Origin of the sequence: Pseudomaricurvus alcaniphilus, assembly GCF_011440395.1 — a bacterium.
Taxonomy (GTDB): Bacteria; Pseudomonadota; Gammaproteobacteria; order Pseudomonadales; family Cellvibrionaceae; genus Pseudomaricurvus; species Pseudomaricurvus alcaniphilus.
On the sequence record NZ_JAAOIX010000001.1, the window covers coordinates 17,630 to 42,078 of the forward strand.

The 24,449-nt window shown below is 58.1% G+C and carries 23 protein-coding genes; 9 read left to right on the top strand and 14 right to left on the bottom strand.

The annotated features are described in order from the left end of the window. Positions 1-157: 157 nt before the first annotated feature. Entirely contained in the window at positions 158-1,669 is a 1,512-nt protein-coding gene (locus G8764_RS00080) for a peptidoglycan-binding domain-containing protein (RefSeq protein ID WP_207951612.1), read from the bottom strand. A gap of 395 nt (positions 1,670-2,064) precedes the next feature. Then, positions 2,065-2,403, bottom strand: coding sequence for a hypothetical protein (locus G8764_RS00085; protein WP_166160687.1), 339 nt, complete (start codon positions 2,401-2,403; stop codon positions 2,065-2,067). A 219-nt stretch (positions 2,404-2,622) separates the two neighbouring features. Here G8764_RS00085 and G8764_RS00090 point away from each other — a divergent pair, with 219 nt between their 5' ends. Next, complete coding sequence (locus G8764_RS00090) at positions 2,623-3,630, top strand: tryptophan--tRNA ligase (RefSeq protein ID WP_166160689.1); 1,008 nt, start codon at positions 2,623-2,625, stop codon at positions 3,628-3,630. Between the two features lie 862 nt (positions 3,631-4,492). Here the strand turns inward: G8764_RS00090 and bioA are convergent. Then, positions 4,493-5,773: an adenosylmethionine--8-amino-7-oxononanoate transaminase gene (gene bioA / locus G8764_RS00095; RefSeq protein WP_207951613.1), complete on the bottom strand. Its 1,281-nt coding sequence runs from the start codon at positions 5,771-5,773 to the stop codon at positions 4,493-4,495. A 201-nt stretch (positions 5,774-5,974) separates the two neighbouring features. Continuing rightward, the gene (locus G8764_RS00100) at positions 5,975-6,745 is read right to left on the bottom strand and encodes a flagellar brake protein (protein WP_166160693.1); all 771 of its coding nucleotides are present in this window, start codon (positions 6,743-6,745) and stop codon (positions 5,975-5,977) included. Positions 6,746-7,163: 418 nt separating this feature from the next. On the opposite strand from G8764_RS00100, the gene ttcA reads away from it, so the two are divergent. After that, positions 7,164-8,147: a tRNA 2-thiocytidine(32) synthetase TtcA gene (gene ttcA / locus G8764_RS00105; RefSeq protein ID WP_166160695.1), complete on the top strand. Its 984-nt coding sequence runs from the start codon at positions 7,164-7,166 to the stop codon at positions 8,145-8,147. 38 nt (positions 8,148-8,185) lie between these two features. Here ttcA and G8764_RS00110 read toward each other — a convergent pair whose 3' ends face one another. Further along, positions 8,186-11,101: an insulinase family protein gene (locus G8764_RS00110; RefSeq protein ID WP_166160697.1), complete on the bottom strand. Its 2,916-nt coding sequence runs from the start codon at positions 11,099-11,101 to the stop codon at positions 8,186-8,188. Between the two features lie 199 nt (positions 11,102-11,300). After that, positions 11,301-11,888 carry a DTW domain-containing protein gene (locus G8764_RS00115; protein ID WP_166160699.1) on the bottom strand — a complete coding sequence of 196 codons (588 nt, stop codon included), beginning with the start codon at positions 11,886-11,888 and terminating at the stop codon, positions 11,301-11,303. A gap of 197 nt (positions 11,889-12,085) precedes the next feature. On the opposite strand from G8764_RS00115, the gene G8764_RS00120 reads away from it, so the two are divergent. Next, a complete protein-coding gene (locus G8764_RS00120) occupies positions 12,086-12,844 on the top strand; it encodes a DUF599 domain-containing protein (protein ID WP_166160701.1) in 759 nt (252 codons plus the stop codon). A gap of 45 nt (positions 12,845-12,889) precedes the next feature. On the opposite strand, the gene G8764_RS00125 is transcribed toward G8764_RS00120, so the two are convergent. Beyond that, positions 12,890-13,180 carry a GIY-YIG nuclease family protein gene (locus G8764_RS00125; RefSeq protein WP_166160703.1) on the bottom strand — a complete coding sequence of 97 codons (291 nt, stop codon included), beginning with the start codon at positions 13,178-13,180 and terminating at the stop codon, positions 12,890-12,892. Positions 13,181-13,256: 76 nt separating this feature from the next. Between G8764_RS00125 and G8764_RS00130 the strand changes: the two genes are divergently transcribed. After that, positions 13,257-14,063, top strand: coding sequence for a methyltransferase domain-containing protein (locus tag G8764_RS00130; RefSeq protein ID WP_166160705.1), 807 nt, complete (start codon positions 13,257-13,259; stop codon positions 14,061-14,063). Here the strand turns inward: G8764_RS00130 and G8764_RS22880 are convergent. The 4 genes from G8764_RS22880 to G8764_RS00150 form a co-directional block, all read right to left on the bottom strand. Next, a complete protein-coding gene (locus tag G8764_RS22880) occupies positions 14,033-14,794 on the bottom strand; it encodes a DnaJ domain-containing protein (RefSeq protein ID WP_166160707.1) in 762 nt (253 codons plus the stop codon). The genes G8764_RS00130 and G8764_RS22880 overlap by 31 nt on opposite strands. Before the next feature lie 52 nt (positions 14,795-14,846). Further along, a complete protein-coding gene (locus tag G8764_RS00140) occupies positions 14,847-15,275 on the bottom strand; it encodes a hypothetical protein (protein ID WP_166160709.1) in 429 nt (142 codons plus the stop codon). Positions 15,276-15,497: 222 nt separating this feature from the next. Then, entirely contained in the window at positions 15,498-17,132 is a 1,635-nt protein-coding gene (locus tag G8764_RS00145; protein ID WP_166160711.1) for a Na/Pi cotransporter family protein, read from the bottom strand. After that, entirely contained in the window at positions 17,129-18,136 is a 1,008-nt protein-coding gene (locus G8764_RS00150) for a Ppx/GppA phosphatase family protein (RefSeq protein ID WP_166160713.1), read from the bottom strand. The genes G8764_RS00145 and G8764_RS00150 overlap by 4 nt, the downstream gene beginning before the upstream one ends. 82 nt (positions 18,137-18,218) lie before the next feature. Here G8764_RS00150 and msrA point away from each other — a divergent pair, with 82 nt between their 5' ends. Further along, positions 18,219-18,848, top strand: a complete 630-nt coding sequence (gene msrA / locus G8764_RS00155) for a peptide-methionine (S)-S-oxide reductase MsrA (RefSeq protein ID WP_166160715.1) — start codon at positions 18,219-18,221, stop codon at positions 18,846-18,848. Between the two features lie 96 nt (positions 18,849-18,944). Here msrA and G8764_RS00160 read toward each other — a convergent pair whose 3' ends face one another. From G8764_RS00160 to fliK, 3 genes are read right to left on the bottom strand one after another with little or no spacing between them, the layout of a single operon-like run. Beyond that, positions 18,945-19,808, bottom strand: coding sequence for an acyl-CoA thioesterase domain-containing protein (locus tag G8764_RS00160; RefSeq protein WP_166160717.1), 864 nt, complete (start codon positions 19,806-19,808; stop codon positions 18,945-18,947). Between the two features lie 55 nt (positions 19,809-19,863). Continuing rightward, positions 19,864-20,175 (bottom strand): EscU/YscU/HrcU family type III secretion system export apparatus switch protein, encoded by a 312-nt coding sequence (locus tag G8764_RS00165; protein WP_166160719.1) that lies wholly within the window; start codon positions 20,173-20,175, stop codon positions 19,864-19,866. Continuing rightward, positions 20,172-21,794 carry a flagellar hook-length control protein FliK gene (gene fliK, locus G8764_RS00170; RefSeq protein ID WP_166160721.1) on the bottom strand — a complete coding sequence of 541 codons (1,623 nt, stop codon included), beginning with the start codon at positions 21,792-21,794 and terminating at the stop codon, positions 20,172-20,174. Before fliK ends, G8764_RS00165 begins: the two co-directional genes overlap by 4 nt. Before the next feature lie 130 nt (positions 21,795-21,924). On the opposite strand from fliK, the gene ccmA reads away from it, so the two are divergent. The 4 genes from ccmA (at position 21,925) to ccmD (ending at position 24,438) form a co-directional block, all read left to right on the top strand. Continuing rightward, entirely contained in the window at positions 21,925-22,599 is a 675-nt protein-coding gene (gene ccmA / locus G8764_RS00175) for a cytochrome c biogenesis heme-transporting ATPase CcmA (protein WP_166160723.1), read from the top strand. 1 nt (position 22,600) lies between these two features. Then, on the top strand, positions 22,601-23,335 hold the full coding sequence (gene ccmB, locus G8764_RS00180; protein ID WP_166160725.1) for a heme exporter protein CcmB: 735 nt from the start codon (positions 22,601-22,603) through the stop codon (positions 23,333-23,335). Between the two features lie 29 nt (positions 23,336-23,364). Next, positions 23,365-24,105, top strand: coding sequence for a heme ABC transporter permease CcmC (locus tag G8764_RS00185; RefSeq protein ID WP_166160727.1), 741 nt, complete (start codon positions 23,365-23,367; stop codon positions 24,103-24,105). Positions 24,106-24,180: 75 nt separating this feature from the next. Continuing rightward, positions 24,181-24,438 carry a heme exporter protein CcmD gene (gene ccmD / locus G8764_RS00190; RefSeq protein ID WP_341806256.1) on the top strand — a complete coding sequence of 86 codons (258 nt, stop codon included), beginning with the start codon at positions 24,181-24,183 and terminating at the stop codon, positions 24,436-24,438. Positions 24,439-24,449 lie beyond the last annotated feature (11 nt).

Consider the following 24,449-nt stretch of genomic DNA (forward strand, 5'->3'; position numbering starts at 1 on the left):
CCTTGTTTCCTCTAGTACGTGCTGGTGACCCAACTCCGATTGCCAGCAGGGGCCCTGTTTCATCATCATACCTGCACTTTGCAGAAATAAAAAAGCCCGGCGTAAACTGCTTGCCGGGCGCAAAAACCTGATGCGGCGGAGTCAACCGGCTGCGCTGCTACAGTACCTTGAGGTGCTTCAGGGTCTTGATGTTCAGGTACTTGTCGATGGGCAACTGGTTGTCAGCCTGGTAACTATTGACCGCGTTGATCGTGGCGCTGCCAACATAGCCGTCAATGGGGCCGGGGTTATAGCCCTTATCCTGCAGCACTGTCTGCAACTGCTTGATCAAGTCGGGCGTGGTGTTGGTTTTGCACAGGATTGAACGCCACTCCATGCGACCGTCCTTGTCCACTTGCTTAAGGGTAACGGTCTTGTATTCCGCCGGAATGACTTCCCGTGATTCGCTGGCCTTGCGCACTAATTTCTTGACCTTGACGGTTTCATATTCTGCCGGCAGTTCAACGGTGCGGCTGGAGGCGGGGGTGACGACCACCTGGCGCTTGACAGTCTTGTATTGTGCTGGCGTTTCAGTGAGGCATATTTTGGCGCCGGTGCGGGTATTGGCCGGGTGGCTGGTATCATGGATGTCGTGCCAGACAAACTCGGCGTCGGCCACCTGTTTGGTAACATCCACACTGCTGTATTGTGCCGGGATCTCAACCCGCTTCTCCTGCGCTGCCGAGACCAGTTCTTTCACTTTGATGGTTTTGTATTCGGCAGGGATCTCGATGACTTCGGAGCGGGCTGGCGACTTGAGGATGCGTTTGGATATGGTTTTGTAGGTGGCCGGTACATCTACCAGGCACATGATTTCGCCGGTGGCTTCATCGATCTTTTGAATCGGGCCACTGCCTTTCTTCCACACAGTGTGGGCAGGCACGTCCACCACGGTCTCGGTCTCGGTGACATACTGGGCGGGTATTTCACGAATTTCCGTGCTGGCGTCTTTCACCAGCACGCGTTTTTCTACCCAGCGATACTCGGCCGGTACCGTTTCAATGCGGTAGGAAGCGGCGGCAATCTCAACTTGTTGGGGCGTTATCTGGTACTGTGCCGGGCGATAATGCTCATGAAAGCACGCGCCGGGCTTGGCGTCATCCAGGCGGATACCATGCTCTTTGGCATTGGCCAAAAGCTCTCGGCTGGCGGGAGCATCCTCACTGGACAGTCCTGTGCGCCAAACAATTTGCGCGTCCCGTACCTTGATGGTTTCGGACTTGCTGGCATAGACGGCCGGCACTTCCACAATCTTGCTGCTGGCCTGCTTCACCAGCACTCGTTCCTCGACCCAATCGTACTGGGCGGGTGTAACATTGACCGACTCACTGGCCTCGCGCACCATCATCTGTTCAGTGTAGGACTTATAGGTTGGTTCCACCCAGACCCTGGCGTAGCACATGCCCGGCTCAGCGTTGGGGGGCAGCAGATCGTTGATACCAGCAGCAGAACTGCTGGCTGGGGTTTGAGCGGGCGTCTGGCTGCGCGCAACCGCCAATTCTTTTTCCGAGCGCTGCAGTTGTTTTTCCAGCTCGCTGATGCGCATCAGTTCGTTGGAGGGGCCGGTAGAGGTGCAACCGGTGACGGCTAATATTGACGCAATGGCAAGGTAAACAGGAGTTCTTTTCATGATGGGCCTCGTAAACAGCAAATGGGTGATTGAAATAGCTTGCTTAAAAGGGGAGTGGAATTATGTCCGCGCCCGAGCTGACAATCAGTATGCAGTGGAAGAGGTCGGGGTATTGTAAAAGCTTTGTAAAACCCGGTTGGGCAGGTGCATTGCAAGCAGACGCGACAGCGCGCGAATGGAGAAAAGACGCGAATGGTCAGAATAATTGAATGGAGAGAAGAAGAGTGGCCCGGCAGAATTACCGGTAGTGGAGGGTAAATCTGTTGCCGCACTGTTGCTGTTAGCTGACACCAAAGTGTGGCGATCAATGGCAACGGTTTAGGGATCGGCGCCCGATTGAGGTTAGGCGCCGCGCGTTGTTTTGCCTCGGCGCCATGGCAGCGTGCCTTGTTCCCTTAATGACTACTGACGCTCCAGACAGTATGAAATTCCCCTTCATCGGTTGCCAGAACCATGTCTTTTTGGGGGATCATCAACTCAGTGGTCTCACAGTTTTGGCGGATATCCGTTTCGTAGCTGCCCTTGAACTGCTCAATTTCGTGGACGTGGCCCGAGTGTTCGACTTCAAAGAAAACCTGCACGGACTCCGGTGGGCACACTTTTAAGTTGGCCTGCCGGGCAATATGCTGGTTGCCGTGCATAAAGTCCTTGAATTTGAGGTAAATGTCTTCGTAGGAAGTGCCGGATAACTCCATTTCACACTCGGTGGAAAACCGGAAAGTCATCTTTGCCATAGCTGTATACTCCACTTGTTATACCTATCCCACTAACTATACGCTGAATTCTCGCGGGTAACTGCGGGGGTTATAAACTGATTAGGAATAACCAAAAACCTGAACAGATCAAAAATTGATCAGCCTTGGTGGCTGGAGCGAAACCTTTAGTCCTAGTATCATAGCGACCCGCAAATCGTCGCGTTAAACCGCAATTGCCAACCAAATCAGACAAAAACTATGACCACTGAACGTACTCTTACAGGCATCACTACCACTGGTACCCCCCATTTGGGGAATTATGTCGGCGCGATTCGACCTGCCATCGCCGCAACCGCTAACGCCAACAATGAATCGTTTTATTTTCTGGCCGATTTTCACGCGCTGATCAAGTGCCAGGACCCGGAACTGGTACACCGTTCTACCACGGAAATCGCCGCCACCTGGTTGGCGCTGGGGCTGGATACCAGCAAGGCGGTGTTCTATCGCCAGTCGGATGTGCCGGAAATTCCGGAGCTGTGCTGGATATTGAATTGTATGGCCGCCAAGGGCCTGATGAATCGTGCCCATGCCTACAAGGCAGCGGTGGCCGCCAACCAGGAAGCGGGTGCCGACCCCGACTTCGGCATTACTATGGGGCTCTACAGTTACCCGGTGTTGATGGCGGCGGATATTCTTATGTTCAACGCGCACAAGGTGCCAGTGGGCAAGGACCAGATTCAACATGTGGAGATGGCGCGAGATATCGCCGCCCGCTTTAATCATCACTACGGTGACACTTTTGTGCTGCCGGAAGCGCAGGTGGAGGATTCGGTAGCGGTGTTGCAGGGCCTGGATGGCCGCAAGATGAGCAAGAGTTACGGGAATACGATCCCGCTGTTTTTGCCCGAGAAGCAGTTGAAAAAGCACATTAACAAGATCAAAACCAATTTACTGGAACCGGGCGAAGCCAAGGATCCGGATACTTCTACTGTGTTCCAAATTTGGCAGGCATTTGCGTCAACTGAGCAAACCGCAGCGATGCGCCAGGCGTTTGCCGATGGTATCGCCTGGGGTGAGGCGAAGAAGCAGTTGTTCGAATTGATCAATGCCGAAATTGGTGAAGCGCGTGAGCGTTACAATGAGTTGCTGGCGAGTCCGGCTGTGATTGAGGAAGAATTGCAAAAAGGTGCGGAAAAAGCGCGCCAGTTCAGCGCGCCATTACTGCAGCATTGTCGCGAGGCAGTGGGTATTCGGCCAATTGGTTGAGGTAGGCTTTTCTCGCTTTCGGCCTCTTGCCAGGGTCTTAATAGTCGCGGTGCTCTGCTTAAGTAATTGTTCTTAGCAAAACATGGTTTGACGCGGCGGCCCGGTGGGTGTGCCCCGCCAGACCGGCCGCAGGCTCTCCGCACTTTTCGCGCTCCCGGAAACTCGCTAGCGCTCAAACATCCGTCCGCGAAAACCCGAAAAGCGCGGAGAGCCTAAACGCGACCTGATTGGTCTGGCAGGGCACACCCACCGAGCCTTGACCAGGCATCGAGCGAGATTCTGGGAAAAGACAAAAAGAAAGATAATGAGGTCCTCGCGAGAATAAATTATCTCGATCATCTGCGAGTTTTGGCGGATATGAAGGGCATACCGTTGAGGTCTTGACCGGATCTCAGCCCTTTGAGTGGGAAGTGAAATTACACTGTTGTTAGAAAGCACAATGTAGTCAGCGGTGGGGGGAGCTCGTTGCGGATCAATCAGGCCATGCTTATCCCCCCGACCACATTTGGGGTAGTCGGCAAGGACTGTCTGAATCCCAATTTTTTTGCGCGTCTTTTTGCGCAAAAAAATGGTTGAGTTTCGCAGCCGCCAAATGTGGTCGGGGGGATATGGCCGATCCGCAATGGGCTCCCCCCATCGATGACGGGCAGTCCGCTCATATCTCAAATATGCATAATCCCTCTGTAATTATGGGTATCCATGTATGGACCTGGCCGATCCGCAACGGGCTCCCCCCATCGATGACGGGCAGTCTACTCGTATTCCAGACGAAGAATCATACGAATCACGTCTTAAAGGTGTCCAAGATTGCACTAAGTTACAGGCATGCGAGCAACAGTCAATTTTCACCGCCACCCATCACCTAACCAGTAAACAGCTGCGGCTGGCCGATGACCTTAACCATTGCTGTGGTTAAATGGGTTAATTCTGCGTCGGTCATTATGTAGGGCGGCATCACGTATACCAGGCTGCCAAATGGCCTGATCCAGATGCCTTGCTCGATAAATGCGGCCTGGATGGCGGCCATTTTTACCGGTTGCTGCATCTCTACTACGCCGATGGCGCCCAGAATTCGCACGTCCTTGACGTGAGCAAATTCGGCGCAGGGGGCAAGGCCGTGTTGCAGTCCGGCTTCGATGCGCTGGACATTTGCCTGCCAGTCTCCCTCCAGTAACAGGCGGGTGCTGGCCAGGGAAATAGCTGCGGCCAGGGGGTTGCCCATAAAGGTGGGGCCGTGCATAAAGACACCGGCTTCGCCCTGGCAGATGCCGTCGCTGACCCGGTTGTTGCAGAGAGTGGCGGCCATGCTCAGGTAACCGCCGGTCAGCGCCTTGCCGAGGCAGAGGATGTCCGGGCTGATGGCGGCGTGTTCGCAGGCAAACAGTTTGCCGGTGCGGCCAAAGCCGGTGGCAATTTCGTCCGCGATCAATAGCACGTCGTTGGCGTCGCACAACTCCCGTACCTGGCGCAGGTACTCGGGCGGATAGAAGCGCATGCCGCCGGCGCCCTGGACGATGGGTTCGAGAATTACGGCGGCCAATTCTTCGCGATGCACTTCAATGGTTTGCCGCATCTCGACGATGTGGCGATCTTCCCAGGGCGTCGCATAACCGGCCACCGGGGCTTCCACAAAGTGCTGGCGAGTAATGCTGTCGCTGAACAGGTGGTGCATGCCGGTGACCGGATCGCACACTGACATGGCGCCGATGGTGTCGCCGTGGTAGCCATTGCGCAGCGCCAGCAACCGGTTCTTGCCGGGCTTGCCCTGGCTGTGCCAGTACTGTACGGCCATTTTAATGGCGACTTCTACCGCTACAGAGCCTGAATCAGAGAAGAATACCTTGTCCAGCCCGGCCGGGGTAATGTCGATTAATAGTTTTGCCAGTTCCACCGCCGGTTGGTGGGTGAGACCACCGAACATGACGTGGGCCATTTTGTCGATCTGGCTCTTGGCGGCTTCGTTCAGGCGCGGATGATTGTAGCCGTGAATCGCACACCACCAGGACGCCATGCCATCCAGCAGTTGGCGGCCGTCACTGAGGGTCAGGCTGCACCCCTGTGCAGATGCCACCGGGTAGACCGGCGGGGGATCGACAAACGAGGAGTAGGGGTGCCAGATATGCTCGCGATCAATCGCGACCATATGTTGAGTCGAGAGTTGAGGGTTAAGCTGAGAGTTGGCTTGTGGGGTCGGTTGCTTAGTGGGCTGGGTCATAGCGTTGCCATGCGGGTAAAAACCCACATGGTAAGGGATTAGTGCGTTGAGACCAACTCTGATATGGCGAGCTGTTGGACCCGATGTGGCAGCCGGTTGAACCCGATTTGGCGACCGGTTGCGGCAGGCTCAGGCAGCCTGGGTAGTTTGCAGGTAACTGTTGACCAGTTGTTGCAGCTGGGCGTACTGGGAGTTGGGCAGGCTTACAAATTCAATGCTCACTTCGGTTTGGCGGAAGGGCTTGCGGTTGAAGCGAAAGGATTTAACCTGGGCTTCGCAGCGCACCTGAAAATCGTCATTGAAGCTGAACTCGCAGCTGCGCAGCAGGGTGTCTCGCTGCAGTTGATCCACCAGGTTGCCACCCACCACCAGGCGCATGCCACCGGCGGAGAGGTTCTGCGCGGTGGAGTGCCAGCGCTCGCCCATGGGTGATAGCAGCTTCACCGCCAGCGGGTGCTGCTTGCTGAGGCCGATGCGCAGGTTCTTGCGCCGCTGTATGGTTTCGATGGTTTCCGGCAAGCTGAAGTAGTAGAGCGGGGTGGTGCCACTGGCGACGCGAACCAGCGTCACGGCAAAGGACAGTATTTCACCGCCGCGGTGGTATTGAACAGTAAATTGGTCCCCCGGCCAGTGGATCCCGGCCCCGGCAAAAGGGAACAGTTCATCCATCTCCAGCCAGTTGTTGTCCAGGTCGATGGCGAGAATCAAACTTTGGAAGCGCACACCAGTGCGCTGGCAGATCACATCCAGCAGCTTGCGCTCCTGTTGCAGGCCATAGAGTGGCGCCAGGTGATCTATTTTTCTGGTCAGGGCCTGGGCCTGTTGCCCCAGTAATGCGGGCGCAGGGGCGGGGGCACTTTTACCGCTGATTTTTTGCATCACGGATTGCAAAATAGCCATGACGATTCTCCTGTCGATCTGTTTGAGCGGGTCTGGCGCGTGTCGGCTTAGGCGTCAACGCTGCACTGTATAAGCTGGCCTGGAAAAGACCGCCTTCTTTGAGGAGCAATACTGCAAGCGTTGTGCCAATTTCTGAAAAGGCCCTCCGGGCGGCAGTGGCTGCGGCTTCAGGGTCTATGTGGGCTTTGCCAGCGGAGGGTGAGCGGCCAGGGAAGGGAACAATCCTGCCGATCGAGCGGCAAAACCTGCCCACCGGCAGGGGCTAGTGTAGTGCCTCGTATAACGTGTACATTCAGCAAGTCGCTAAAGCGCCAGATACGAGGCACTACACTAGGGAGCGCCATTTGAGCGGTGCGGGTTTCCTGCATCGCTCATTATCCGTACAATAGCGGCCGCTCAATTTGCCCCGGTGTCACTTATGTCAGACCTGAATATCCGAAAGCAGCGGCTTGAATTCAACAAGCTGCAAAAACGCCTGCGCCGCAATGTCGGCAACGCCATCGTCGACTACCAGATGATCGAGCAGGGCGATGTGATCATGGCCTGTATCAGCGGCGGCAAGGACAGCTTCGCCATGCTGGACATTTTGCTCAGCCTGCAAAAAACCGCACCCATCGATTTTCAAGTGATTGCCGTTAACCTGGACCAAAAGCAGCCAGGCTTTCCCGAACACGTGCTGCCTGAGTACTTTGAGTCGCTGGCCATCCCGTACTACATTGTCGACAAGGACACCTACAGCGTCGTCAAGGAAAAGGTCGCCCCGGGGCAAAAGACCTGCGGCCTCTGCTCGCGGCTGCGGCGCGGCACCCTGTATGAGTTTGCCGAGCGCATCGGTGCCACCAAGCTGGCCCTCGGCCACCACATGGATGACATCGTAGAGACCATGTTCCTGAACATGTTCCACGGCAGTCGCCTCAAAGCCATGCCACCCAAGTTGCGCTCCGACGACAAGCGCAATGTGGTGATCCGGCCGCTGGCCTATTGCCGCGAGTCAGACCTGATCTCCTACGCCGAGCACAAGCAATTCCCGATTATTCCCTGCAACCTGTGCGGCTCCCAGGAAAACCTGCAGCGCCAGGCAGTCAAGTCCATGTTGCACGAGTGGGAGCGCAACGACGTCAGCCGGGTAGAGCGAATTTTCAAATCCCTGCAGAATGTGTCGCCGAGCCAGCTGGCCGACCGGCAGCTGTTTGATTTTATCAATCTGCCACTGGATCGCAGCGGCGAGCGGCAAGATTACGAGTTTGAGGACGCCTGCGTCAGTTCCAGCGGATTTATGGATGACCTGGGTGTGCCGAATCGCCCTGATCGCAATGATCGCACGGATAGTGGGCGCGCCAATGGCAGCACTGTGGCGCTCAGCGACGCAGTGCAGTTGATCGAGGCGATCGACCTGGGGTGATCGCCTCGCAGTGCCGCCCCGTGACCGGGGCGCTCGGGTTACAGGTTGATATTCTCCATCCCCAGGTCGCGGGTTAGCGCGGTATTGGCTGAACCCGTTACCACCGCCACGCTGGCCAGTTCCGGCCGCAGGTAAGTCTCGGCGACCCGTTTCAGGTCAGCGACAGTCACCTCCAGGATCTGCTTGCGGAACAGCTCGCGTTTCTCCCGGCTGCGGCCGAACAACTCCGCATGGAAGGTCTGCTTGGCTTCCCCAGCCGGAGAGCTGGGCTTGTCGAGGGAGCTGATCACACCCAGGATGGCCTCTTCCAGAGGCTGGTACTCATGCTCCTTGCTCAACAGCCACTGGATGGACTCGTCAAAATCCTTGAGGGTTTCGCTCAAACGCGGGTCGCGGTAAGAGTACATCCGGAAAGCCGCAATACCGCTGTCCTGGGAGGCGCCACCGCCGTAAGCGCCGCCCTGCTCGCGGATTACCCGGTGCAGGTAACCGTTGCGCAGAAAGCCGCCAAGTACCGTCAGCGCCGCCGCATCGGGGTGTTCAACCGGTACCGTGGGATAGGCTTTGGCACAGAAGTTGACCTGGGTATTGGCGATCCAGGCCTGGGACAACTGCTCGCGCACCGGTTCCAGGCTGAAGGGTTTGGCGGTCGTGGCCACGGCCGTGGGCCAGGCTTGGGCGATGTTTTGCTGGAACTCTTCGATGTCGTCCGGCTCGCACACCAGCAAATACTGGCGCGTGCACTGCAGCACCTGCTGGTGAAGGCGCTGCAAACCCTCGCCGAAGGCGCGCAGTTGCTGGGGATCCTTGAGCTCGACGTCGAGCTTCTTGATGGCCTGGATGCCGCCCAGTCCAAACAACTGATGGGAAATCTTCGCCGCCGGGCTCATGCCAGCACTGGCGGCCGACATGGCCAGACCGTGGCCGTTGCCGGTGACACTCTGTTCCCGGCGCGCCCTGATTTGCGCCACCAGTTCCTGCAGGCGCGTGTGCTCGTCAAAGCGCACATCGTTGAGGGTGGACCACATCAATTCGCAGAGCGCAGCCTGTTGCGGCTTCAGGGCCTTGGCCGACAGGGTCAGGTTGGCTTTGACCTGCTGCACATCGTCACTGGCCCCGCGGATGGTGGCGTAGGCGGAGATCGAGCCGGCCACCTGGGCCTGCCAGCGCTGTACATCCAGGTAGGACTTGTCGCCGACACCCAGCTCGGTCAGGAACATGCCGTAGTAAGACAGGGTTTCCAGCTGCTCGGGTTCCAGTTGCGGCAATTCCAAAATGATCTGCTGGTACACCAGGCCATTGGTGCCGGCGCCATAGTTGGTCAGGCGGGTGGGCAACTCCTTGACGCTGTGGTGGGCGGTGTAATGCATTTGCGGCGGAATGTCATCGAGGCCCACCTTGGGCAGCACGGCATCGTCATCCTGCTGCAACTGCCGTGCCTGCAGGGCTTTGGCCTGGGCTGCAATGGCGTCCTTGTCTGCCGCCGTCAGTTGCGCCTTGATGGCTGCCAGGCGCGCAGCTTCTGCCGCTACCCGGCGCTGCGCCAATTCGGTATCCGGTCGCAGGGTGAGCCTGACCCGGTGCTGGTTGTCGAGCAATAACTGCCGTGCCAGGCGCTTGATAAACTCCGGGTCCTTGATGTCGGCGTGCAGTTTTTCCAGCGCCGGATCCAGGTTCAACAGGGCAATCGGGTCGCCGCGGTGGGTGACCGAAGTCAGGGTGGTCATGATAATTTGCAGGCCGTAGGGGTAGGAGTCACCGCCCACTTCGCGCTGGTTCAGCTCCAGTTGCTGCAGGGCCGCCTTCAGTTCGTCGTAGGGCACACCTTCATTGGCGACCCGTTCGATAACCTCCAGTACCATGGCTTCTACCTGATCGGCCTTGGCCACGTCGCTGCCTTCCAGGCCACACATAAATGACAGTTCTTTCTGGGAGTCGTCGAGGCCACACAGGGGTGAGGGCGCTGACCCCAGGTCGGTGGTCTCCAGGGCGTGTTGCAGCGGCGAAGCGCTGTTGTCCAGCAAAATGCTCGACAACAATTGCGCCTCCAGGGATTGCTGCAGGTTGGTGCTCTTGCCCAGCAGCCAGGCCAGCACCACGTGGGTTTTGCCGTCGGTGCTGGTGGCATCGGTGAGGGGGTAGGCCTCCTCCACTCGCACTGGCGCCAGGTAGCGTTTCTCGTCCTCCACCGCAATGAACTCTTCCAGCGGCTCAAAGTGACTCAGCGCCTGGGCTTCAAACTTGGCCTGGTGTTCCGCCGCCGAGATGTCGCCATAGGTCAAAAACACGGCATTGCTGGGGTGGTAGTGGGTTTCGTAAAAGTGTTTCAGCTGCTCGTAACTCAGGTCGGTGATGCACTCGGGATCACCGCCGCTATTGAAATGGTAGGTGTTGGTGGGAAACAGGTACTTGCACACCGTCTGCCACAGCTGCGAGGTGACGGAGCTCATGGCACCTTTCATTTCGTTAAACACCACACCCTTGTAGACCAGCTCGGATTCCGTATTGTCCGGCTCGGCAAATTCCAGCCGGTGGCCCTCCTGGGCAAAGTCGAGGGGGTCCAGGCGGGAGAAAAACACCGCGTCCAGATAGACGTCCAGCAAGTTGTTGAAATCCTTGCGGTTCTGGCTGGCAAAGGGATAGGCGGTCCAGTCGGAGCTGGTCATCGCATTCATAAAGGTGTTGAGCGAGCGCCGGATCATCATAAAGAAAGGGTCGCGCACCGGGTACTTGGCGCTGCCACAGAGGGCGGTATGCTCGAGGATATGGGCGACACCAGTGGAATCTTCCGGCACTGTGCGCAAGGCCACCAGGAAAACATTCTCGTTGTTGTCAGCATCGATATGGATGTGCTGGGCACCGGTTTTGATGTGGCGGTATTCTTCTACAGTCACCTGGAGTGATTCGATGGACTGGCTCCGCAGTAGTTCAAAAGCCGGATTTGCTGCTGTCATTTAGTTACCTCGATGTATTCCTGTTGCGCCCTGAAAGCGATGTGTACGCGCGATGCTCGCGCTAAAAACCTTACCCGCTAAGTGTAACCTGAACTTGGTCCCGGTTACATCCACCACAGGTCCAGTGGCGCCGCTATATTACCGGCCCATGGCAGGCTGTTGGACAGCTGGTTGCGGAGGGCCGGTTGCGGAGGGCCGCTTAAGGAGAACTGGTTGTCGAGGGCCGCCGCTGGGACAGGCGGCGCATATAGTGCTGGAAGGCGTTCAGCAGCGGGGCGGTCAGGGTGCTATCCCGCTCCAGCAGGTTGATTGCCTGGCAGGTAGCCTCCAGGGTGGACAACTGGTGCGGCTGTTCAGACTTGCGAATGGTGTATTCACTGGCGCCAATGGGGGCCAGTGCCAAACGCGGCAGCTGTTGCAGCCAGGGGTTCAAATGCATTAACTTACGCGCCTTGCGCCAGGTGCCGTCAAGCACCAGCAGGCGCACCGATGAAGCCATTGGCACGGCGCCGGTCGGCGCCGCATCGGAACCGGGGAACAGCAGCCAGGTCTGTCGCTCACCCGGGCCGCTAAAACGCTCAAACTGCGCCTCACTCAACTGCTCGGCCACCAGCATTTGGCAATTGCCGAGGCAGCGATTGAGCAGAGCAGCGGTGCCCTTGGGGTGATTGGCCTCGGACGGGTGCTGCCACACAATCACCTCGACGGCGCTGGCGACGGGGATTGCCAGGTCACAATAGCAGCGGGCGAGAGGCAGTTGGCAGCCCGGGCAGAGAGGTCGGGGCACAGGGTTGACCTTACACAAGGTTGAGCTTACACAAGAGAGAGCTTACCTAAAATAGAACTGGCACAAAATAGAACCGGACACAGTTGAACATAGTGGCAAGGCCGGAATCGTAATACACTTTATCCCCCGGCTCCAGCCCCACTGGCCCACCCGTAATTATTCTATCCAGCACCACAACACGAGATACCGCTATTCCCATGGAAAACAATTTTGCTGTACTGAACCAATACGTTGGCTATGTCAACTTTGCCTGCCTGGTCTGGTTGCTGAGCTGCTGGATCGGATACGCCAGGTTTGCCAAAATTCGCGCCAAGCAAATCGACTGCATTGCATCCATCATGCACAAACTGCGTATGGCCTGGATGCGCGAAGCGCTGTTTCGGGACGTGCGGGTGTCGGATACCTCCATCATCGCCAATCTCGAGCGCAACGTGTCGTTTATGGCCTCCACCAGTATATTTATGCTGGCGGGCCTGGTGACAGCACTCACGTCCACTGACGTCATCTACAGTGTGCTGGCCGATATGCACCTCGCCTCGGCGACCAGCCCGGAGGAATTGCAGTTCAAGATCCTGGTGCTGATTTGTATATTTGTCTACGCCTTTTTCACCTTTACCTGGTCCCTGCGTCAATTCGGCTTTTGCAGCGTCATCATCGGCGCCAGCCCGACCCTGCAGCCCGATAGCTACCCGGCAGAAGTCTTCGACCGCTACGCGCGCCACAGTGGCAAAGTACTGGACCAGGCGGCCCACACCAACAACTACGGCCTGCGCGCCTATTACTACGCCATGGCCACACTCGCTTGGTTTGTGCACCCGCTGTTATTTGTGTTCGCTGTGGCCCTGGTGGTGCTGGTGCTGTACCAGCGCGAATTCAAGTCAAAAACCCTGCAGTCCATGCTGCTGGCGCAGCAGGAGTGGAGCAAGGGCAGCCAGACCCAAGTTACACCTGAGTAAATTTGGAATCACCCAGGCCTGGGATTACAGGCATCGGCCAAGGGCCTATTCGATGCTCCAGTCCAGCCCCCGTTGAGTCGCGATCAACTGCGACTTCTGCACCCGTTTCAGCCGCTTGATCACCGCTTCCCGCTTGCTGGCGCTGGAGCGGTCGTGCCCCTCTTCAACATAGAGAATCTGCTCCGGCTTGCGCCCGCGAAAGAACTTGGCGCCGCTGCGCCGGTGCAGGTGCGCGTGCCAGCGCCTGGCGAGGTTGTTGGTAATACCTGTGTAGAGCAAGTTGTCATCGCTGCGGATGATATACACACACCAGGAGTCGTCGATAGTGGTATTCATGGAAACGGTTTTGATTAGACTATAGCCAGACTTTAGCAGACAATCCGCCACCCGTTAACTCGATGAACCGCAAAACATGAGCGCACACCAGGACCGCAACTTTGACGATCTCGCCCACCGCTTCAAGCGCAACGTCTACGATCGTCTCAAAGGTGACATTCGCCTGGCGGTGCTGGAGCGGGATCTAAAGGAATTCCTGGCCGCGAAACTCTACCCTGAGGCCGGCGCAGAGGTGACCAAACCACTGCGGATACTCGACGCCGGCGGCGGCCAGGGGCAATTCAGCCTGCCACTGGCACAGCTGGGTCACACAGTGGTGCTGTGCGATATTTCTGCGGAAATGCTGAAGCTGGCCCAGGCCAATGCCGAGTGCCTGGGCGTGACGGAGCGGGTCCAGTTACACCACGGCGCCATCCAGCAACTGCGCAATGACGAGCTGGAGGGGTTTGACCTGGTCTTGTGTCACGCGGTGCTGGAGTGGGTGGCAGAGCCCCGCCAGCTGTTGGCGGAACTGGTGGCGCTGTTAAAACCCGGTGGCTATATGTCGCTCACCTGGTACAACGTCAACAGTATTATTATGAAAAACCTGCTGCGCACCAATTTTAACAAGGTCATCGACGAAGATTATCAGGGCTACCGCGGCAGCCTGACTCCCACCTGGCCACGGCGGCACGAAGAAGTGACGGGCTGGCTGCAAGAACTGCCACTGGAGCTGTTATGTGAGAGTGGCATCCGCTGTTTTCACGACTATATCCTGGAGCCGGGCCATCGCGGCAATGAACCGGGCAAACAGCTGACCCTGGAGTTGCGCCTGTCGCGCCAGGAGCCCTGGCGCTCGCTGGGTCGCTACCTTCACGCTTTAAGCAGAAAGTCCTTGGCTTGATTGATCTTGGCAGCGAGGTAATCGCTGCCGCCGTGATCCGGGTGTACCTTTTGCATCAGCTTGCGGTGTGCCTTGATGATGTCCTGCTTTTCAGCAGTATCACTCAAGCCCAGTACCTGCAGGGCCTCGCTGCGGGTCATGGCGCCGCCGCCGCTGTCCTGAGTTTGCTGTTCCTGGGAATAGTGTTTGCGAAAGCGTCGGTGCATATACACCGCCAGCAGCCTGGCGGACTTGATATCCTGTTGCTGGTAATCACTGAGCAATTCCTGTAGCTGCGCTTCCGACAGCGACTCGAGGCTCGCCCCCTGGTGTTTGCCGGCAATAACCTCGCCCTGGATATCGCCGCTGGCGGCACTGACCACGATTTTAATAAATCGCCCGGTGAGCACCGGATTGGCGAAGGGCTGCTTCTTGAGCCAGTCGCGCAAGGGTGCGTAGCGCATGGCCAGGCCACCAAAGGTCCTGACCAGCGGGATCAGGGCGGCAATTGCCGCGCCAATCCAGTGCAGGCGGCCAGTGGCCACCAGAATTATTGCCAGGGCGAGAATGGCGTACCCGGAGTACTTCCAGAGCAGGGCCTTGCGCTGCTGCGGCGGTTGCCGCTCGATGTAGCTGACCAGGTTCAACAAAAAGAAAACGGCCAGCGCCAGTAAAACAACCCGTACAATCACGTGGTAATGCCCTCGATTGAAATTGGCGCCATTATAGGAGAGGCGGGTCGGCTTGACCACGTCGCTGTTGCGGCTCCGGGTAGAGGCGCCTTATCGTCGAAACTGCACTACTCTAGTAATTATCCCGATACTCGCCTTCCCAGGTTTCGTTTTCGAGGCGATATTTCATCTCCAGGTCAAACGCCAGGTTCGCTCGTTTGAGCCAAAGGGTCATGGCGTTGATCGCGGTCAACGGCGGGGTGTCTTTGCTCTCGAACTCGATGGTGAGAAGGTCTCCGGCCTCGCTGTTGCTGATTTCAATCCAGTTGGTCCAGATATCCGCCAGTTCATCCGCGTTATTGTCCTGGCCTGATTTGTCCTCGCCACTATCCTCCTGGCTGCTATCCTCGGGGGCAGTACTGCTGACGAAGGGCGCGAAGCTGAAGTTTTGCGGGCTGAGGCCCCAATCGTCGACCTCGGACAGGGAGAAACCTTTTTTCAACAGGGCCTCGGTGGTGGCAGTGGGTGCGGTTATTTTTACGGAGTTAAAACAAACACTCATTGGGGGGCCTCTTCCGCCTGCTAATTCTACTTTACTGCCGCTGCGCAAATCGGTGGGGGCAGTTGCGCTGGTCACCCGGTGACAATCTCGGTCAATACTGTTGTTATTCATTACAGTGGTCAGTTAATACTATAGCCAGTAAATTCCCTAACCGGTCTATATCATAGCCTTTAAATACTGTGACCGGTAAGATCATATCCGGGGCCGGTCCACCCCGAAAGGCTATTTTAGCGCAGTTAACTCGCTCGCGGGCGGCAGCAAAATCAATTCCAGAGCAGAGCGCAGTCGCACCGTGGCCTGCCATACTTCGCGGTTGATATTGAGCAGGGTGGAGAGGTCGGAGCTGCTCAGGTCTTCCGCCGGGGCCTGGGTAATGATGTCCCGATGCACGCTTTCATGCAGTTGCCGACTCTCCAAATCAATCTGGCGCAAGCTCTCGCGCAGATAGTCATTTTGATGCTTGCCGGTCAGCAATGTCTGAAACTGGTCATAGAGGCCCTTCAAGCCGTGCAGGTAGATATCCTCGTAGCGGCCGAACTCGCCCTGGTGGAGACGGCTTAAATTGGCGCGGATATCCTTGATGCTCTTGGCGCTGAAGACGGCTTCCCGAGAGCAGCGCAGCAAATTGTCGAGCCGCTGGGCCTGCTCTTCTTCAAGGCCGTTTTGCTGCAACTTGTGGCCGTAGCGCAACAGTTCGCCTTCGATAGCCTTGATGCTCTCATAGCGATAGGCAAATGCGTCATCGGACCCCTGTATCTCGTCATCGTCGGCTTCACTGAGCGCCAGCGTGCTGCGGTTGAGGGACAGAACATCCGCTACTTGCAGGTGCACCGTGTGGGTAAATGCCGCCAGCGCCACTTCGGCCACATCCAGCGGAATTTCGGCGAGCCGCGGGTAATGGCTGCGCTCGGGCGCCTGGAAAAAGCTTCCCACCCAGGCGGAAAAAGGTCGCAGGAAAGGCAGGAAGCAGGACAGGCCAATAAGGTTAAAAATACTGTGAAACGCGACCAGGCTGAGCAGTGGATCCTGCAGGCCGACCAGATCGAGCAAATAGGGTAGGGCCGGCAATATAATGATAAAAGCGGCCAGGTCCACCAGCAGATTAAAGACAACGTGTGCCAGCGCCAGTTGTTTGCGCGTTGCCGAGCCCTTGATGCTGGCCAGGGCACTGGTGCTAGTGGTGCCCAGGTCCGCACCTATGATCAGCGCGGCGGCGGCGGGGAGCTCCAGCAGGCCGCCGTGCAGAGCCGCCAGGGCAATCATCATGGTGGCGGAGCTGGATTGAATCACTGCGGTCAGCAGGGTGCCGACCAGCAGATAAACCACGGCCGGCTGGCCGTGCAGGCTGGCGATGGGCAGCAGGGCGGGCAGGTCCTGCACTGCGGTTTTCATGTGGCCGAGACCAAACAGCAGCAGGCCGATACCGAGCAGCAGTGAGAACCAGAGCTGCAAGCGCAACCGGCGGGCGGCAAACACCAGCCCGAGGCTGGCGATGCCCAGTAGCGGAATGGCGAGAGTATCCAGCGACAGTTTGAATCCCAGCAGCGCCACCAGCCAACCGGTGAGGGTGGTGCCGAGGTTGGCGCCGAGAATTATCCCGACGCCGTTGATTAGCGGCATCAGACCGGCGGCTGCCAGGGCCTGCACCATCAGGCTTACCATCGAGCTGCTCTGCAACAGGGCCGTGGTTACAACGCCGAGGGCAACACTTTTCCAGCTGGTGGCAGTGCCGCTGGCAAAGATCTGGCGCAGGCGGTGGCTGCCCAGTTGGCGCAGGGAGTTTTCAATTTGGTTCATTCCAAACAGGAAAATACCGAGGCCAACAAACAGGTTAAAAACCAGTTCAACAGCGATCAAGGCGCGCCCACAGGCAAGGGTTCGCCGCTATAGGCGTTGCCGTCGAGCTTGCGGATGCGCTCCAGAATCAACCCGTGCTTGACGTTACCCGGGGAAACCTGCAGCCGGTCAATGTGCAAGCTGTCAAAAATAGCGCTCAGCAGGACTATGCCCGCCGGCAGGACATCGCGACGCAAATTGGCGGGAATTGAATCCTGCAGTTCCCGGTCGTTTTCTATGGCGTGCAGGAGTGTGGCGAGGTCACTGCGGTCGATGCTGTCGGGCTTGCCGGGCAGCAGGTCAGCGATCACCCGCATAATACCTGAAGCGCCGAGGGTGATTTGCCAGCCCTGTTGCAAAAAAGGGTCCTTTATATCGTCGATCACGTTACAGCAGTAGGCGTAGCTGTCGCTGACCTTCTTCACCCGGGAACGTCTGCCGGGAACGGCAAAGAACTGGTTGGTGAGGGAGACGCAGCCCAGCTTCAGGCTGTGCCAGTACTGGATGTTCTGCTGGCAACCGATGGTCAACTCAGTGCTGGCACCACCGATATCGACTACCAGCAGTGCCCGGGGTTGAGGTTGCTGGTAATACTGGACGCCGAAGTAGCCCAGCTCGGCTTCTTTCTGTTCGGAAATCAGCGCTACCTGGCTGCCCAGCAACTCCTCAGCTTCGACTAAAAAGCCGCTGCCGTTGGGCGCTTTGCGCAGTGCCTCGGTGCCGATTATGTCGATGTAGTGGGGTTTGTGTTGCTGCAGGATGGTGCCGAATTCACGCAGGCTTTTCAGGGCTCTTTTCACCGCCGTGGCGTTGAGGTTGCCGTTGGAGTCGGCTTTGCGGACCAGTTGTACAATCTGTTTGCAGTGGGCGACTTTGGTGAGTTTCTGCCCTTGCCAGCGGCAGATAAGCAGATTGAAACTGTTCGAGCCCAGGTCAATTGCGGCTAAAAGCGGGCCCTCGGTTGCCACCCCGTTCGGTTCGGCCCTGGTGTCTGAAACAGCTGGTTTCGGCGGCGCGTCTGTCATAGACTGATTCTAGTGTCGAAACCGTTCTCAACGCAACAAGATATCCGCTCTGGCGACGGCTTCCGGTAAGGAGTTACTGACCATGTTATCCCGCAAAGCAACCATGCCCAAACCCGAAGCGGCACTGCCGGGGCGTAACACCGCCATAGCAGTGCCAAAAACCCACGCTGTGCTGAAAACACCCCTGCAAGGGCCGTTTCCGGAAGGGATGCAACAGGCCCTGTTCGGCCTCGGCTGTTTTTGGGGCGCGGAACGCAAATTTTGGCAATTGCCCGGGGTATATAGCACCGCGGTAGGTTACAGCGGCGGTTTTACGCCGAATCCCACCTACGAGGAGGTATGCTCGGGCATGACCGGCCACAATGAAGTTGTGTTGGTGGTGTTCGACCCGGAAAAAGTCCGTTATGAAGACTTGCTGGCGGTATTCTGGGAATCCCACAATCCCACCCAGGGCATGCGCCAGGGCAATGACCAGGGCACCCAGTATCGCTCGGGTATCTACGTTTTTGATGAGGCCCAACGCCGCGCCGCCGAGCGCAGCCGCGAGGTCTATCAGGAACGGCTCAAGGGTGCGCTGGCGGCGGCCATCACCACCGAGATTCAAACGGCCACTGATTTTTATTACGCCGAAGCCTACCACCAGCAATACCTGCACAAAAACCCCGGCGGTTACTGTGGCCTCGGCGGTACCGGCGTCAGTTATTGCGGTTGACAGTTATTGGAGTTGACCGTTTTTGCGACTGAATCGTGCCGCTGACAGTGCTGCTGATTGCTCCGCCCATAGCGCAGTTAAGCTGAGCAGGCCTCATTATTTAGCAGAGCGCTTGCGCATCAGTCCCTCTTGCGCCGTGGACGCCACCAGGCGCCCGGCCTGGTCGTAAAAACGGCCGAAATTCAGGCCCCGGCCTCCTGACGCTACCGGGCTCTCCATATCGTAATACAACCACTGATCAACGCGGAATGGGGCGTGGAACCACATGGCGTGGTCGAGGCTGGCGGCCTGGAGATTGTCCCGGCCAAAGCGAATATCGTGCGGAATCATCGCTGTAGCCATAAAGACGTAGTCCGAGGCATAGGCGAGAATAGACAGGTGCTGCACCGGGTCGTCAGCCAGAGGGTTGACGGTTTTAATCCAATAGCCGTGCCGGGCTTCGGGGCTCTTGCTGCGCAGTATGTGCAGATCGCCATTGGTGCGGGTTTCGAAGGCACCAAATACATCCACCCGCGGAGGCAGTTGCAAAGCGGCCTGGCGCAACTCGGCAACCACCTCGGCGTCGTTGACCAAACTGTCCGCAGGGGGCACCGCCGGCATGGGGGCCTGGTGCTCAAAGCCTTGCTCCGGTATTTGGAAAGACAGCGCGGCGTTAAAAATGGCCTTGCCTTTCTGCTTTGCCACCACCCGCCGGGTAGTGAACGAACCGCCATCGCGGATAGGATCGACGTCGTAGATGATGGGCCGATCGATGTCCCCGGCGCGGAGAAAATAGCCGTGCAGGGAGTGAATCTGGCGCTCCGCCGGCACCGTACGAATGGCTGCATTCAGGGCCTGGGCCAGCACCTGGCCGCCGTAGACATGGGGTAGTTCGCTGCAGGTGACCGGGCTGCGAAACAACAGTGTGTCCAGTTGTTCTACTTCGAGCAAATCGTACAGTCGTGCAGTAGGTTGGGTCACTTCTAAACCTCGGTTGTGAAACTAAAGTACGGGAAATGGCAGGGCAGTGCGCCAGTTATTTGGCTGGCTCGGCAAAACCCTCTGGCACCTTGCCCTGCAGTTCGTAGGCGAAGGCAATGATATGGGCAACGGCGATATACAGAGCCTCGGGGATACTATCACCCAACTCCAGCGTCACCAATAAATCCACCAGTGCGGCATTGTCGCACAGTGGAATGCCGTGCTCTTGCGCCACCGCCATAATGCGCTGGGCTTCATCGCCGACACCCCGGGCAGTCACCGTTGGTGCGTTGACGCCATCGTAGTAGAGCGCCACGGCCTTGCGCAGTTGCTCGTCGGAGAAGTCGTTGCCGGGCCCCTGATTCATGTTCTTACGTCCACCAGCGAGTAGTCCAGGCGAATTTTATCGGCCGCCGGCTTGCCGGCAAAGCATTCGATTTTGGTCACTGTGACACCGTCCTTTTCCAGCCGCTGCTGCAGCTGTCCCAGGCGCTGCCGGGTGAGTGCCAGGGTTTGCGGTTGCTCGGCCCAGAGGCTGGCGCTAACGCTACTGTCGACCACCATCAAATGAGCGTGCAGGGTACCGGCAGCGGGGAGTTCAAAGGCCAGTTTTACCAGCCACTGGCGTACCTGGCGGGGCGTCCGGTCGGGGCTTTCCGAGTAGTCCTGGACCCAGTCCTGGTCGATGCGCAGTTGCATGGTCTGCACCTCGTGACCGTAGCGCAGGGGAATTTCCAGCTGCCAGTGCTGGGTGGGGGCGGTTTCGCTGGCGCCGGGGCCGCGCTGCAGGGCTTGCAATTGCTGTAGCATCACCTTATCCAGTGCCGCGCCGACTTGCTGTTGCAGCTGTTGCAGGAGTTGGTCCTTGGCCACCACAGTGCTGAGGTTTTTTTGGCTGTCAGGTTTCAGCATCAGTTGCTTGAGCAGGCCGAGCAGGGCAGTGGGCAGGACTTGCTGGTGCTGGGCTGGGGCCACTGTCAGCGCCTGTAATTGGGTCGACAACAACAGCAGGGCTGCCTTCAAGTCCCCTCGGGCGAGCCCCAACAGGGGCGCCCCCGGCAGTGTTGCAGCGGCACTTGCTGTATTGCCCGGCGCGCTCCCCGTCCCGGTTTGGGCGGCGAGCCGATGCTCCAGCTGCAGGCCGCTGTTGGCCAGGGTTTGCTTCAGTAGCGCCGGTTGACTCAACTGCTGTGGTGTGCGCAGGTGGGAGGCCAGCAACTGCAAGCTCTGTTGCAGGCTGGGCGGCAATTGCTGGCGCAGGTTGCTGTTGACGGGCAGCGCCAGAACCTTCGCCAGCAGGGCCGCGCTGACCAGGGTTTCGCTGAGCACGGCATTGCCGGGCGCCTGTTTCGGCAATAGCTGGCGCAACTCCTGTTGCATGGCGGTCAACTGCTTGCTATCCAGTGGCGCAGGCGCTGCACCTGAGGCCAATGCACCTGAGGCCAATGCAGTAGGGCCGGACTGAGTGGATGCCGCGGTGGCAACACCAGTCCCAAGGGCGCCTCTATCTAACGCCGCCTGGGGCAAGAGCAACAGGCGGCCGCGATTCAGTTGTACCGCAATTTCAGCCCCAGCCTTGACTGGCTGGTCGGTAAAGGTCAGCAGGCTGCGGCCCTTGACGTCAATCTCCACCAGTTTGAGCGCCTGGCTTTTCAGCAAACTGGCGAGGTTGTCGCCGAGGGTGGCCGCAGGGGCCGCGTTACCGGCGGCGCGACTGCCAGTGCTGGCGGCGGTCTCGGTAGTGGGGTTGGCGAGGGTGATCAGGCGGGCGCGCAGCGTGTCGTCCACAGTGCTGACCGACTTGACCAACGCCCGGGCAGCCTCACCCTCCCGGATGTTCAGGGTATTGAGTGCCGCCTGCAGCGCTCCCTGGCGTTGATCGAGGGTGGTGGCCAGTGAGTTTTGGGTACCGCGCAGGCTAATTTGTGAACTGCTGGGCAGGTCAATCGCCATTAACTGATAATTTATCCATGAATTTTCCGTCATTTCACAGTAGTATTGCCTGCTTTTGGCCCCTGCGGTGACGTCGGGCCGAGCCAATACTGACTGCGTTAGCTTACTCTACAGTATAGCGGCACAACGGTCCTTAACCTTACTGACTTAGCTGTAGCGCTGAATGAATCCACATCTGCTCGAACTCAAACAACTGCATTGCGAACGCGATGAACGGGTATTGTTTACCGGGCTTGATTTGCACATCAATGCCGGCGACGTGGTGCAAGTAGAAGGCCCCAACGGCTGTGGCAAAACTACCTTGCTGCGTCTGTTGACCACCACCTCCAGCGACTACCGTGGCGAGATCCTGTGGCAGGGTCAAGCGTTGCGCCGCGCCAGGTTGGACTATCTCAATCAGCTGCTCTACGTGGGCCATTTGCCCGGGGTAAAAAAGGCGCTGTCGCCGCGGGAAAATCTCAACTGGTTTACCGGCATGTACCAGGGGCATCAGCGTTGCAGTATCGAGGCGGCACTGGAGCAGGTGGGGCTGTTCGGCTTTGAGGATGTGCCCTGTTTCCAACTGTCCGCCGGGCAATTGCGGCGGGTGGCGCTGGCGCGCCTGTTCCTGACCCCGGCCCGGGTCTGGATTCTCGACGAGCCCTTCACCGCCATTGACAAGCAGGGTGTCGCCAACCTGGAAGCGCTGATGGCAGAGCACGCCAGCGGCGGCGGTTGCGTCCTGCTGACCACTCACCAGGACATGCAGCGTGCGGCGACGGTGCGCAAACTGAACCTCAATGACTACAAGCCCGTAGCAACCGCGGCAGAGTTTACAACGCCGGCGGAGGAACGGTGATATGAGCGATATACCACTGGCTGAAGAGCAGCTGCTCAGGTCCCGGCAGCTGGTATCCCCAGGGGTCTGGGCGGGGTTTTTGGCGACCCTGCGGCGCGATACCATCATCGCTTTCCGCCACCGCGGCGAGATGATGAACCCGCTGGTTTTTTTCCTGATGGTGATCACTATGGTGCCGCTGGGCATCAGCCCCGAGCGTATAATCCTGGCGACCCTGGCTCCGGGCATGATTTGGGTGGTGGCGCTGCTGGCAACCCTGCTGTCCCTGGACAGCCTGTTCCGCAGTGATTTTGAAGATGGCACCCTCGAGCAGCTGCTGATGTCGCCGCAGCCCCTGTATTTCCAGGTGTTGGCAAAAGTTGCGGTCCACTGGCTGGTCACCGGCCTGCCGCTGACGCTGATGGCGCCCTTGCTCGGTGTCATGTTGTCACTGCCGGCGGCTGGATTCGTGCCGCTGTGTTATACGCTGCTGCTGGGCACTGCCAGCCTGAGCCTGATCGGGGCAATTGGTGCCGCCCTGACCGTTGCCCTGCGCAAGGGCGGCTTGTTATTGTCGCTGGTTATTATGCCGCTGTATGTGCCAGTGCTGATATTTGGGGCCAGCGCGGTCAACAATGGGATCGAGGGTTTCCCCATCGGCGGGCAATTGGCGGTGCTGGGGGCATTCCTGGCAATGGCGATTGTACTGGCCCCCATGGCGGCAGCGGGCGCACTGCGCATCGGCATTAACGGTTGATTTAACGATTTCGCAAAAGAGGTAGATTTGTGGCTTGGCAATGGTTTCACCGCTTGGGTTCTCCGCGCTGGTTTTACGAAAAAACCGGCCCCTGGATGCCGTGGTTGGCAGTGCTCAGTGCGGTGTTGTTAATCAGCGGGGCGGTTTGGGGCCTGGCCTTTGCTCCGGCGGATATGAAGCAGGGCAACAGTTACCGCATTATCTATATACACGTGCCGGCGGCATTCCTGGCCCTGGCCGGCTACTACATAATGGCGATCAGCGGGGCAATCGGCCTGATCTGGAAGATGAAACTGGCCGATATGGTGATGAAAAGTGCCGCCCCCATCGGCGCGGTACTGACGTTTGTGGCGCTGGTTACCGGTGCCATCTGGGGTAAACCCACCTGGGGCACCTGGTGGGTCTGGGATGCCCGCATTACGTCCATGCTGATCCTGTTTTTCCTGTACCTGGGCGTTATCGCCTTGCAGGAGGCTTACCAGCATCAGGATACGGCTAATAAGGCCAGTGCAATCCTGGCGTTGGTTGGCACCGTAAACATACCGATTATCTATAAATCGGTGGACTGGTGGTACACCTTGCACCAGCCGGCGACGATTAAATTCACCTCGGAATCCACCATTCACCCGTCCATGCTGTACCCGCTGCTGACCATGGTGATCGGATTCTACTGCTTCTATGCGCTGGTATTGCTGCTGCGAACTCGCAGCGAAGTGCTGGAGCGGGAAAAGAAAACCCGCTGGGTGCAGGACCTGGCGCGGCAGGGCTGAAAATTACGATGATTAGCGCAACCATGGGTTCAATATTCACAAGAATGCTCAAGACAATGACAGGTACTACTGCACGTGCAATTTCAATTTGATAGCGTTTCCGACCTGCTGGCCATGGCCGGCCACGGCCCCTATGTCTGGGCGGCCTATGGCATTACCCTGGTGAGCCTGCTGTACCTGGTTGTCACGCCGCTGCGTCGGCGCCGTGCGCTGCTGGCAGCACTGCGCCGGCAGCAGCGGATGAACCGAGCTGAGACGGAGCTGTCCAAACAGGGTGCAGCTGCCGACCCTGCAGCAACACCTTCACCAAGCCGCGACCCCCGCGTCAATTAACCGCAGAATTA